Origin of the sequence: Streptococcus sp. 27098_8_66, from assembly GCF_041431945.1 — a bacterium.
In the GTDB taxonomy this organism is placed as follows: domain Bacteria; phylum Bacillota; class Bacilli; order Lactobacillales; family Streptococcaceae; genus Streptococcus; species Streptococcus dentalis.
Genome location: NZ_JAPVYS010000001.1, coordinates 157,034 through 169,478 on the forward strand (window position 1 = coordinate 157,034; position 12,445 = coordinate 169,478).

The window sequence follows — 12,445 nt, forward strand, 5'->3', positions numbered from 1 at the left end:
GAAGTATGAAAATTTTAGTCATCAATGGACACCCGGATAAGGAAAGTTACTGTCAGGCTATTTTTCAAACCATTGTCGAAACTATTGACTCAAATCGCCACGAGCTCCAAGTGATCAGTCTCAATGAAGAGGACTTTGATCCGGTCCTTCGCTATGGTTACCGAAAGCGGATGGAGGAAGATTCCTTTATCCTTCGTTCTCAAGAATGGATCCAGTGGGCGGACCACCTGATCTTTGTCTATCCCATCTGGTGGAGCAGTATGCCGAGCCTCATGAAAGGTTGGATTGATCGGGTCTTCACACCTGGGATTGCTTACTCGGCTAATGATCAGGGCAGCTTTATCTGGAATTACCTCAGAGGCAAGCAATTCAAGAAGTTGCTCAAAGGGAAAACAGCTAGTATATATGCGACCTCCATGGCGCCTACTTGGTGGTACAAGATCTTTTCAGGTCCTCTCAACATTCCGGATAGTTATGGTATCTCTGTTTTGAAGAATGCCGTCTTGAACCACTGTGGGATCAAAACCAAGCGCGTCTGTATCTTGGGAGAAGTCGGCCGGGATGTGAACACCGCTAGCATGCGGGAACACCATCTCCAAAAGGTAGCAGCAGAAATGAAAAAACTCTGAGTAAATCCTTAACGTTAGGAAATGAGGTTAATGAAGCAGAAGAAAAATACTGTAAAGAAGGTCAACCATCAAAATAAAATAAAGAGTAAAAGAAGCTGGTTAGTTCGCTTAAACCTGTGGCTTGAAAAGCATTCAGGTATTGGTATGCTTTTGGATTTTATCATGTTTTTGTCAATGGGAGCTACCCTAGGTGTCTTTCTTTTTGACAATCATCTAATCCCAAGGACTTACCGTGATTTTAATTATCTATTTCCCTTATTTATGAATCTATATTTATTGCTGAATGGATTATATTTTAATGTCTTTCGAGTGCAGAAAGAAGACCGAGCTTCCATTGAATTTTTCGCAACCGTCTTTTTGTACGTGAATGCAATTACGTCTGTTGTGCATATTGGGTTTGGGATCAAAGGACGACGTATGGGAGATTATATTCCAGCACTTTACACCTTGAATCTGAAATACATCTGGTTTCCTATCGTGACCTATGCGATCTTCTTCATTCTAGCGGCCTTGATCTTATTCATAATAAAATTGAGGAAAAATAAGAGAAATAAGGTCGGAAAATTCGATAAAAAAGAAGACCATTGTCTTTGAGAGAGGCTTTCTTTTGGATATTTTTGATGAATACCATGAGTTGGTGAATCCCTTTGTGATGAATAAGGAGATAAAGAAAAAAGTTTATTTTGATGAATGAATTACATGATAGAAAGGAAATATATGTCACGTACAACGCCTACTATACTGTGCAATCTTTGCATGGTCGAAGATCTTGAAAATGGGAAAGTAGTCCTCCAATACCGCTCACCTGAAAAGACTCACTGGGCTGGCTATGCTTTTCCAGGTGGCCATATCGAAGAAGGAGAAAGCCTTGTAGAATCCGTCATTCGTGAAATCTACGAAGAGACAGGACTTACAATTACAAATCCAAAACTGGTCGCAGTCAAAGACTGGCCACAAGATGAGGGCGGCCGCTACATCGTCTTTTGCTACAAAGCGACAGAATTTACAGGCCAGCTAAGATCGTCTGAAGAAGGAGAAGTTTATTGGGTTGAGAAGGATCAATTAGAAAAGTTGGATTTATCCTACGATATGCTTCCTCTGCTGGAAGTGATGGAAGACCCAGATTTGTCCGAGTACTATTATCGTAAACGAACAGACGATGATTGGGAAAAATTAAGATTTTAAGCAAAGGGCTAGAGGGATCTAGCTTTTTTTGCTTGAAAGGTAAAAGAAGAAAGAATATTTCATTCGTGCTTGAATCTGTTCAGAAAAAGTACTATAGTATAAGCATAAAATACAATTGTAATCTTTCATACTGTGAATAGAAAGAAGGCAAGATATGAAATTACAATTTAGAATTCTAATAGGAATTTGCTTCTTGATCGGTGCCTTAGTCTTTGCCTTTCAAAAGGAATGGTTATACGCTTTGCTGTTGCTTTTAGTTGGGGCTTCTTACCTTTATAAAGGAGTGCGTCGATGAAGAGTGAGTGTTTAAACATAAGGGGGCTAAACGTTTGGTATAAAAAAGACAAGCCCGTTATAAAAGACACGAATTTGCTTGTACCCAATCATTCTGTAGTGGGGTTGATTGGTCGAAATGGAGCTGGGAAGACAACCTTGCTAAAAGCTTTAAGTAGTGTCTTTGATCATCGGCAGTATGCAGTTGAGACTGTTACCATAGAAGACAAGGCGACCTCTTTTCATACGAATTTCTATAAGAGCCGTACCTATACAGTTTTTACTGAAAACAATAGTTTTTTAAACTGGGATTTTGTTCATTATTTTAATTTTGTCTGTCGTTTGTATCATCGAAAGAGAGATGAAACGTTATTGCAGGACCTGATCTCAGGCTTTCATTTTGAAGAGTTTCTCAACACAGACATTGGTAGTTTGTCAACGGGAAATAAGAAGAAAGTCTTCTTGATCACAGCTTTTTATCTCAAACCTACCCTCCTTATTTTGGACGAACCATTTGATGGCCTTGATTTTGATGCGACAGAATTTCTATATGGTTTGCTATTGCAGTATAAAGAAGAAGGCTCTATTCTGATGAGTTCGCATATCGCAGAGAGTATCGTTCGGGTCTGTGATACAGCTTATTATATTGAAGATGGTCACCTAGACGCGATTGAATCGAATTTAGAAGATTGGTTTCATGACGTCAATCGTCAGAGGGGGTAGAACATGCTACTAGCAATTTTTAGAGATGTGGTATCCAAAAATCGGCTCTTCTTGTTCTTGACTTCCTTAGCCTTTGCTCTTTATTACTATCTTGTTGGGGCAAAATTTTCTACGAGCTTTCAAGTCTTGTTGATCAGTACGGCTATTGTTACTGCTCTATCAACCTTTCAATTGCTGTATTCCTACTTTTCGATGGACAGGGTCCAGGCCTACTACCAGCTTCCTTTGTCTCTCAATCGTTTTAAAGGGTCTTTTCTGACGGTAACCTTTCTTCTCAATTTACTAGAGCGCGTGCTGTTATTGATCCTCTTTTTAGGAGTCAGGTTAGACCTGCTACAATCCTTTAAGCTGGTCCTCCTTTCTTTACTGGTGGTATTGAGTGTGTTTTATATCTTTATCCAGTTCAATACCAGGCCAAGTCTTCTAGGAGGAGTGCTCATTTTTGTAACGACTGTTCTTACAGCATCTTCTTTATGGATTCAACAAGTGTCCTATATGATCTTACTTTCAGCCTTCGTTACTATCTTTATTTTTAAAAATGAGGACTTAATCGCGATTTCAAAAAATGATCAGTTGCTTGTCGCAAAGAGAAAAAGTGGCAATTATTTTTGGATTTCCTTATTTCAAGAGCGCTATTTTTCCATCAATTTTGTCTTTACTCTCATCTTCCTCCTTCTCATTCTGATACAGGATTATGAGGCTCCTTTAAAAATCATCATCCTGTTAACGATTGCTTCTGTCAATACGCCATTAACCACTCTCATTTCCGCTGATAAAGATTTGATTGATCATGTTAAGTCTCTTCCTAAGAGTCTGTTCTTCTACCTGATGTATTACCGTGTATTGCTGACCTATTTCCTATCTGTGAATCTATTTGTTGCTCTGTTATTAAAAATGGTGGTCATGCCTGACTTGGGGATCCTATTTTTACTAGGAGTGATGATTCTAGCAGTAGTGGAAGCTGTTTTGCACTTACTGATTGAAATCTATTTCCCTTTAAGAAAATGGAATTTAAAGAGAGAATGTTGGAAGCACCCAAGAAAATATATTGTGCCTAGTATCGTCTTCTTACTTAGTTGGAGTCTCCTTTTCTGCTTCTAAGGAATTGCCCCTTTGCTTGTATCTGCTTCTTAATTGTAGTATGATAGAGGAGTTGAAAAGATGCTAGAAAAGGTGGCAAGTATATGAAAGATTTTCACTTTGATGCAATTGCTGCATTTGAAAATTATGAAATCGAAAAGATGAGAGATGGCCATGTAGTGGTGACAACCAAGGTCGTGGAATCCTCGCTCAATTATTATGGAAATGCGCATGGAGGCTATCTCTTTACCCTGTGTGATCAGATCAGTGGTTTAGTCGTGGTTTCTCAAGGGGTCGATGGGGTGACCTTGCAATCCTCGATCAATTACTTAAAAGCAGGGCGTCTGGGGGATGTCCTCACGATCCATGGCGAATGTGTCCACAGTGGACGGACGACTCGAGTTGTGGATGTCGATATTACCAATCAAGACGGGGCCAATGTCTGCAAGGCAACCTTTACGATGTTTGTTACGGGAGTGAGAGATGAATCCGCACAAGTACGCATTTAAAAACTATATTTTTGATTTTTATGGAACCTTGGTCGACATCGAAACGGATGAGTCGAGTCCCATTTTATGGGATACCATGGCTCAGATCTACCAATCCTACGGGGCAAGCTACACAGGAGAAGGCTTGCGACTGCGTTATAGAGAGTTGGTGCAACAAGCAGAAGAAGACTTGGCTAAGGAAAAACAAGTTGCCTACCCTGAGATTGATCTGACGGTTATCTTTGTGCAATTGTATTTAGAAGGCCATCCAAGCGGGAATAGTGTTGTCCACCTCAAAGAGTGGGGACGTTTGATTTCGCGGACTTTCCGTGTCCTTTCTCGCAAGCGGTTGGAGCTTTATCCTCATACGAAAGAAGTATTAGAGGATATGAAAGCTGCAGGTTGCCGAATCTTTCTCTTATCCAATGCCCAAGCAGATTTTACCAATCCGGAGATTGATTTGGTTGGTTTGAGAGAGCTTTTCCATGCCATTTACTTGTCATCTGATGCAGGTATTCGCAAACCTCAGCCAGAGTTTCTCTTGGAAGTGATGAAAGAACACCAGTTGAACTCTGAGAAAACGGTCATGGTGGGGAATGACTTTACGACAGATGTCGCTGTTGCCCAAAGTATCGGGATGGAGAGTGTCTTGATCAATACCTTCCCATACTCTGATGCTGAACTGCGCGAGAAGAATCAAGCAGGCGTGCGCGTGATTCGAGATATTCAAGAATTGCAGGAAGATTGAAAAATATCATCTAAGTAGGGAGGCCAAGTCGCCTCCTTTTTTTATGAAAATGCTACAGTCGAGCAGGATTTGTCAAATTTTCGCTTTCATGGTATACTATGAAAGTTAATTTGAATAAGGAGATAAAAATGAATAACTTACCAAACTGTCCAAAATGTAACTCTGAATACGTCTATGAAGATGGAGCGCTCTTGGTGTGCCCAGAGTGTGCGTATGAATGGAACCCAGCTGAGGTCGAAGAAGAAGAGGGTGTCGTAGCGATTGATGCCAACGGAAACAAATTGGCTGATGGCGATACAGTGACCTTGATCAAAGATTTGAAAGTGAAGGGTGCACCGAAAGATTTGAAACAAGGTACGCGCGTGAAAAATATCCGTATCGTGGAAGGAGACCACAACATCGATTGTAAGATTGATGGCTTTGGTGCAATGAAACTCAAATCAGAATTTGTGAAGAAAATCTAAAGATAAAAAGAAGGGCCTAGCCCCTTTTCTTTCAGGAGGATACTATGAAATTCAAACTATTATTTAGCTATCGTTTTCTATTGTTTATCTTAAGTGTACTCGGTGTTTATCTGCAACTGACCAAGCATGGTGGCTTTGGCATGATGCTCTATTACACCATTTTATCTAACATGTTGGTCATGTTCTTTATGGGAGACATGGTTTGGCGCATGGTTCGAGGTCGTTCGACCCAGACTCAGGGCTACCTTCGTATGAAAGGCGCAGTTACCATGTCCATTATGATCACCTGTGTCATCTACCACTTTATGTTGGCGCCTATTGCGACACCAGAGAAGTTTTATCGTTTGGAAAACTTCCTCTGTCATTACATCGTTCCTTTGATGTTCTTCTTTGATACTCTAGTGATTGATAAAGCCAAGCAATACCGTAAGCTCGATCCCTTCCTTTGGACCTCGATTCCCCTGGCTTACATGCTCTTTGCCCTTCTCAATGGATTGGTCTTGAAGTGGCCAATTCCAGGTGCAAAAGATAGTCCCTTTGCCTATTTCTTTATCAATGTTAATAAATACGGCTGGGCCTTTGTTGGCAAATGGGTGGTGATCATTTTTATCGCCTATCTCTTGGCTGGCTATGTGCTCTATGGGATCAAAAATATCAAGCGAAAATCGGCTGTTTCTGAGTAAAAGCCGAACGTTATTCGGACGAAAAGAAATATTTTTAAATTTTTTTGAAAAATGTTGAGTTTTTTCTTGCATGTCGTTTGAAACTGTGATATAGTTATCTCAATTAAATAAATCCTTTAATCCTGTCCCGTGAGGCAGGCAAGGAGACTGTGAAAAACAATGGCTAGGACCATAGAGCGAGACTCTATCCTCTTAGACCATCCATTTGCTGAACCTCCTTGAAAAAGGAGGTTTTTCTTTTACAACTAAGGAGGACTGAATGAAAACCAAAGAAGTCGTTGATGATTTGACGATGAAACGGGCCATTACCCGGATCACCTACGAAATCATTGAACGAAACAAAGATTTGAGCCAGATTGTGCTGGTGGGGATCAAGACGCGTGGTGTTTACATCGCTCGCCGGATCCAAGAACGCCTCTCTCAGCTGGAACAAATCGATGTCCCTGTAGCAGAACTAGATACCAAGCCTTTCCGAGATGACATGAAGGCGACTGAGGATACGACGGTCTTACCAGTTGATATCGCTCATAGAGAAGTCATTTTGATCGATGATGTCCTCTATACAGGTCGCACGATTCGCGCTGCCATTGACAATCTGGTCAGTCACGGTCGTCCTGCTCGAGTGAGTCTTGCGGTTCTCGTCGACCGTGGGCATCGGGAGTTGCCGATTCGTCCGGACTTTGTTGGGAAAAATATCCCGACAAGTAAGTCAGAGGAAATCATTGTCGAGATGGTGGAGCTAGACGGTCAAGACCGCGTCCTCATCAAAGAAGCTTAAACAAATTGTAAATTATTTGCATTCACATTATAAAAGGAGAATCAACATGTCTGAAAATCAAATCGCTCTTAAAAACCTTGTCTCAATGGAAACTCTTACCAATGAAGAAGTAATGGCATTGATCAAACGTGGGATTGAGTTCAAAAACGGAGCTAAAGCATCCTACGAAGACCAACACATCATCTCTAACCTTTTCTTTGAACCTTCAACTCGTACCCACAAAGCCTTTGAAGTGGCAGAGTTGAAATTGGGATGTGATCTCCTTGACTTTGATGTGAAGACAAGCTCTGTGAACAAAGGGGAAACACTTTACGATACCATCTTAACCATGTCAGCTCTTGGAGTGGATGTCTGTGTCATCCGTCACCCTGAAGTGGACTACTACAAAGAATTGGTTGAAAGTCCAACGATCACAGCCTCTATCGTCAATGGTGGTGACGGTTCAGGTCAACACCCAAGCCAAAGCTTGCTTGATTTGATGACTATCTACCAAGAATTCGGTCACTTTGATGGCTTGAAAGTTTGTATCGCTGGGGACTTGGATCACTCACGTGTGGCAAAATCAAATATGCAAATCTTGAAACGTTTGGGAGCAACCCTCTACTTTGCAGGTCCAGACGAATGGAGAAGTGCGGAATTTGAAGACTATGGAACCTTCGTCACTATCGATGAAGTCATTGAAGATGTAGATGTGATGATGTTCTTGCGTGTGCAACACGAACGTCATGATTACGAATCACTCTTCTCTAAAGAAAACTACCACCGTCTTCATGGTTTGACTCAAGAACGTTATGACCGTATGAAAGATACAGCGATCTTGATGCACCCAGCACCAGTCAACCGTGACGTTGAAATTGCGGACCACTTGGTAGAAGCTCCTAAATCACGCATCGTAGAACAAATGACCAACGGTGTCTTTGTCCGTATGGCCATCATTGAAGCCGTCCTTAAAGGTCGCGGTGCAAAATAAGATAACTGACAATTCATTGAAAGGAAAGAAAGAGGACAGAGTAGAGAGCTACATGGAATCTGACTTTCCTTTTTTTGAGGAACTATGATAAAATTGGATTAGAATGAAAGAAGGGAGGGGTTCGATGAAACGATTATTGGTCCTAGAGGATGGGACTGTATTTGAAGGAGAAGCCTTTGGTGCAGACCTATATGTGACTGGTGAATTGGTCTTTACGACAGCCATGACAGGCTATCAAGAATTGATCACAGATCAGGCTTTTAGTGGCCAGATACTCTCTTTTACCTTTCCAGTTATAGGTGCAACAGGGATCAACCGGGATGATTCTGAATCGATTACGCCCACTTGTTTAGCAGTAGTCGTTCAGCATCTGGTGGAGATGCCGAGCAATTGGCGGCAGCAGATGACCTTGGATGAATTCTTGAAGCGAAAAAAGATCCCTGGTATTGTAGGGATTGATACACGACAGGTGGCCAAAATTGTCCGCAAGTATGGACGGATGAAGGCGACTGTCATTAACAAGGGGGATTCGATCGAGCATATACTGGATCAGTTGCGAGCAACGGTCCTTCCCAAAGACCAAGTGCGTCAAGTTTCTACAAAAACGGCCTATGCTGTACCAGGTTTTGGAAAGAGTATTGCCTTGATTGATCTAGGGGTCAAGCACTCTGTCTTACGCCAGCTGAGTCAAAGGGACTGTAATGTGACAGTTTATCCCTATGATATCTCTTATGATGAACTGATGGAACAGCAGCCCGATGGAGTTATTTTATCCAGTGGGCCTGGCGATCCCCATCAGGTGAAAAAACTCTGCCGCTTGATCAAAAAGCTCAATGGTCAGATTCCAATCTGGGGTATGGGCTTGGGAGCACAGGTATTGGCTCAAGCTTACGGGGCTGAGCTAGCTCCCATGGAAGTTGGGCATTTCGGTTTAAATATTCCCGTCCGTGAAATTGCGACAGGGAAAATCGAGATAACGAGTCAAAATCACTTGTATAGTATCGCACGCGATAGCCTACCCCATGATTTATTGGTCACGCATGAAAACGTCAATGACCATAGTATCGAAGCTTTTCGCCATCGTTACCAACCGATTTTAGGGGTTCAATTCCAAGTGGATGCGAGTCCAGGGCCAAGGGAAAATCTCTATTTTTACGATGAATTTTTAGAATTGATTGATGCCAAAATTCACGAAAGTAGAAGGGAGAAGGAATGATGAAAGAAAACCAGAAATTGCTTCTCCTATGTGGAGATTCTTATCAGGATATTAGCCTCTTGGCTGCGGTAAAGGAAGCACAAAAACTTAATGCCAAGGATGGGAATGCTCTGGTCCTTTATCTGGGCGAAGAAAATACTATCACCCAAGAAGCTGGAAAACAGGTTGTAGTCAGTAAGCTTAAGCTGGATGCTCTTAGGACGATTCTTCTTTCTTATACTCGATCTCGCTTGCTCCTAACCTTTGCGGATAAACAGATTTTGAACCTCTTGTTTCGATTGGAAGAAACTGGATTTTTCAAAGACGCATCGATTAGAATTATCGGACCGAGCCTTCAACGCTACCGCACCTTTTATCAGCAGGCGGATCAACGACGCCTCTTTCAAGAGTTGGGCTACCAGGTACCCGCTTCCGCACTGGTTGGTTCTGTTCGAGAAGCCATTGAGTTTTCTGAAGGCATTCAATTTCCCATTATGATCTGGCCGGTAGCGAGTAAGCAAGGGCAGGGGCGAAAGATTGCTCATAATCTAGATGACTTGTGCGAAGCAGTAGAAACGGGACTTTCGGTCTCTCCAAGTCAGCAGTGTTTGCTAGAGTTTTCGACCTATGGCTTTAAGGAATTGGATTTTGTAGTCATGCGCGATCGCGAAGACAATCACTATCTGGCGGCCTCTATTGAAAGCATTGATCCTGTCGGGATCCACTCTAGTGACTCTTATCAATTTATGCCAGCGGTCACCCTGACAGACCGGGAGTTTCAAAATCTTCGTGAAGCAGCGATCCACATCAGTCGCTATTTGAAGCTGACAGGAGCCATTTCGATCAAGTTTGCTTTGGATCCGACGAGCTATGCTTTTTATATCCTAGAAGTTAATCCATTTGCTTCAGATAGTATCTCGATGGCCTCTATGGGCTTGGGCTATTCCTTGTTTGAGCAAGGAGTAGAGCTGCAATTGGGGCGGTCTCTTGAGCATTTGCCTCACCCCTTGTTAAAGGATTTAAAGGCCGTTTACGAACCAAGTTTGGACTATATCTTCTTTAAGATTCCGATTTTTTCTGATGCTGCTAAAAATGCCCGTCTCAATACCCAAATTCACTCTTATGGGGCAGTTTATGGATTTGGAAAGAGAATCGATGAAGCTTATCAACAAGCCCTAGAAACCATTAAAGACAAGAACTTGCTGACCATCTTTCCTGAGGAAATGAGCGATGATGAATTAATCCAGAAAATTGCTCGTCATATGCCCCACCGGCTCTTCTATATCTTAGAAGCTTTGAAACGTGGTTTTGAGTTTGAGGAACTCTTGGATTTGAGTAAATTAGCACCTGTCTATTTGCAGGTCCTAGCCAATCTTGTAGCAATGGAAAAAGAAGCAGAAGTTGCAACCGGTCCAGCCTTCCTTCCGGTTGAGCCATCAGCTGGCTTATATGAGGTCAAAGCGGGCGCATCCTATTATCTGACCCAAAACGGAACCAATGAATCATTGGGTTTGGACGCTGCTTGTGTCTTGGTGGATGATCTAGAAATCTGCGATGAGCGTTTTTACCAAAAGGTGAGAAAGCAGGTGAAAGAGCTGAAAGAAAAAGGACAACAGGTGATCTTACTCACGAATCGTCCTTTTACAGAATCTTTGGCAGATAAAGTCTATTATCTTTCTATCAATGAGACAAGCCTTCGCCTGATTCAGACCATTGATCAGGTCAAAGAAATTGTCAAGCTTTCTAATCTACAATAAAGGATCCGGACAATCTATCCGAATCCTTAGATTGAAAATAAAATTATATTTTAAAACTTTCCTTGGGTGAGGACGGACGTCAGCGAACTTCGTAGAAGTTCCATGACTAATTATTGAGCCTAAGGTCTCAATAATTCCGAGTGCCTGAAACGTAATTGTTTCAGGCACTTTTCTCACAGCGGAAAGTTTCGGTACATTCTCAATGATATTTAAAGGATTTGGATGTATAATCCGAATCCTTTTTGTTTCTTATTTTTTGGTCACAATACCGATAATGGTATCAACGGCGCGTTCCATGGTTTGGAGGCTAACATATTCAAAGCGACCATGCATGTTTTCGCCACCGGCAAAAATATTTGGTGTTGGAATTCCCATAAAGGAAATTTTAGATCCATCTGTACCACCGCGGATCGGTTCAATGATTGGAGTGATGCCAAGATCTTCCATGACTTCCTTAGCAAGGGTAATCGGCGTCATATCTTTTGCAATCACTTGCTTCATGTTGTAGTACTGATCTTTGAGGGTGAGGAGAACGCGTTCGCTACCGAGCTCCGCATTCATCTGATCGGCAATAGATTTCATGAGGTCTTTGCGTTTCTCAAAGCTTTCAGTTTCAAAGTCCCGAATGATGTAGCTGGCACTTGCTTCCTCGACAGTTCCATCGATGTTCATCAAGTGGTAGAAGCCTTCATAGCCTTCGGTTAATTCTGGACGTGCTCCTTCAGGGAGTTTGTTATGGAAATCAATGGCCAATTGAAGAGCGTTGATCATTTGACCTTTGGCTGTACCTGGGTGGACATTGCGTCCTTTGAAGGTAATTTCAGCTCCAGCTGCTGAGAAGGTTTCGTATTGAAGCTCTCCGAGAGGACCCCCGTCGACAGTATAGGCAAAGTCTACATCGAAATCCTCTGCATCAAATTGATCTGCGCCAACTCCAATTTCTTCATCTGGACCAAAGCCGACACGGATTTCTCCATGTTTGATTTCAGGATGAGCTGTCAGGTATTCAATAGCTGTCATGATTTCAGCGATACCTGACTTATCGTCTGCCCCCAGAAGAGTAGTACCATCCGTTGTGATCAAGGTTTGTCCCTTGTAGTTGTTCAAATGAGCAAAATCCGCTGGATCGAGTGTGAAACCAGAGTCACCAAGGGCAATGACACCCCCATCATAATTCTCAACGATTTGTGGATTGACATTTTCGGCATTGAAGTCAGCGGTATCCATGTGAGAGATAAATCCAATCTTGCGTGTAAAGCTTGGATCATTAGCTGGAAGCGTTCCAATAGCATAGCCGTTTGGTAAATAGTAGACGTTTTGAAGACCCACGCGTTTCATTTCAGGGATCAAGACGTTTGTTGCAAAATCAACTTGTGATTGGGTACTTGGAGTGGTTGTAGAATTTTCATCTGAACGTGTGTTAACTTTTACATAGGTAATAAAACTGTCCAACAAATTTTGGTATTTCATGA

The 12,445-nt window shown here is 42.1% G+C and carries 14 protein-coding genes; 13 read left to right on the forward strand and 1 reads right to left on the reverse strand.

What is annotated here, in order from left to right:
* Positions 1-5 precede the first annotated feature (5 nt).
* The 13 genes from O3642_RS00810 (at position 6) to O3642_RS00870 (ending at position 10,973) form a co-directional block, all read left to right on the forward strand.
* Positions 6-629 (forward strand): NAD(P)H-dependent oxidoreductase, encoded by a 624-nt coding sequence (locus O3642_RS00810; protein ID WP_129824596.1) that lies wholly within the window; start codon positions 6-8, stop codon positions 627-629.
* 30 nt (positions 630-659) lie between these two features.
* Positions 660-1,223, forward strand: coding sequence for a hypothetical protein (locus O3642_RS00815; RefSeq protein ID WP_049493087.1), 564 nt, complete (start codon positions 660-662; stop codon positions 1,221-1,223).
* A gap of 123 nt (positions 1,224-1,346) precedes the next feature.
* Positions 1,347-1,814 (forward strand): 8-oxo-dGTP diphosphatase, encoded by a 468-nt coding sequence (locus tag O3642_RS00820; RefSeq protein WP_173020169.1) that lies wholly within the window; start codon positions 1,347-1,349, stop codon positions 1,812-1,814.
* Positions 1,815-2,183: 369 nt separating this feature from the next.
* Entirely contained in the window at positions 2,184-2,810 is a 627-nt protein-coding gene (locus tag O3642_RS00825) for an ATP-binding cassette domain-containing protein (protein WP_371605174.1), read from the forward strand.
* Between the two features lie 3 nt (positions 2,811-2,813).
* A complete protein-coding gene (locus O3642_RS00830) occupies positions 2,814-3,911 on the forward strand; it encodes a hypothetical protein (RefSeq protein ID WP_129824597.1) in 1,098 nt (365 codons plus the stop codon).
* A gap of 83 nt (positions 3,912-3,994) precedes the next feature.
* On the forward strand, positions 3,995-4,399 hold the full coding sequence (locus O3642_RS00835) for a PaaI family thioesterase (RefSeq protein ID WP_049507390.1): 405 nt from the start codon (positions 3,995-3,997) through the stop codon (positions 4,397-4,399).
* A complete protein-coding gene (locus tag O3642_RS00840; RefSeq protein WP_129824598.1) occupies positions 4,374-5,126 on the forward strand; it encodes an HAD family hydrolase in 753 nt (250 codons plus the stop codon). Before O3642_RS00835 ends, O3642_RS00840 begins: the two co-directional genes overlap by 26 nt.
* 128 nt (positions 5,127-5,254) lie before the next feature.
* Entirely contained in the window at positions 5,255-5,590 is a 336-nt protein-coding gene (locus tag O3642_RS00845) for a zinc ribbon domain-containing protein YjdM (RefSeq protein WP_003016288.1), read from the forward strand.
* Between the two features lie 44 nt (positions 5,591-5,634).
* The gene (locus O3642_RS00850) at positions 5,635-6,273 is read left to right on the forward strand and encodes a Pr6Pr family membrane protein (protein WP_129824599.1); all 639 of its coding nucleotides are present in this window, start codon (positions 5,635-5,637) and stop codon (positions 6,271-6,273) included.
* Between the two features lie 259 nt (positions 6,274-6,532).
* Positions 6,533-7,051 carry a bifunctional pyr operon transcriptional regulator/uracil phosphoribosyltransferase PyrR gene (gene pyrR / locus O3642_RS00855; protein ID WP_003001719.1) on the forward strand — a complete coding sequence of 173 codons (519 nt, stop codon included), beginning with the start codon at positions 6,533-6,535 and terminating at the stop codon, positions 7,049-7,051.
* Between the two features lie 46 nt (positions 7,052-7,097).
* Entirely contained in the window at positions 7,098-8,021 is a 924-nt protein-coding gene (locus O3642_RS00860; RefSeq protein ID WP_031577073.1) for an aspartate carbamoyltransferase catalytic subunit, read from the forward strand.
* A gap of 124 nt (positions 8,022-8,145) precedes the next feature.
* Complete coding sequence (locus tag O3642_RS00865) at positions 8,146-9,237, forward strand: carbamoyl phosphate synthase small subunit (protein WP_024055662.1); 1,092 nt, start codon at positions 8,146-8,148, stop codon at positions 9,235-9,237.
* Positions 9,234-10,973 (forward strand): ATP-grasp domain-containing protein, encoded by a 1,740-nt coding sequence (locus O3642_RS00870; protein WP_118095213.1) that lies wholly within the window; start codon positions 9,234-9,236, stop codon positions 10,971-10,973. Before O3642_RS00865 ends, O3642_RS00870 begins: the two co-directional genes overlap by 4 nt.
* A 249-nt stretch (positions 10,974-11,222) precedes the next feature.
* Here the strand turns inward: O3642_RS00870 and pepT are convergent, their stop codons facing one another.
* Positions 11,223-12,443, reverse strand: a complete 1,221-nt coding sequence (pepT, locus tag O3642_RS00875; RefSeq protein ID WP_371605175.1) for a peptidase T — start codon at positions 12,441-12,443, stop codon at positions 11,223-11,225.
* Positions 12,444-12,445: the final 2 nt, after the last annotated feature.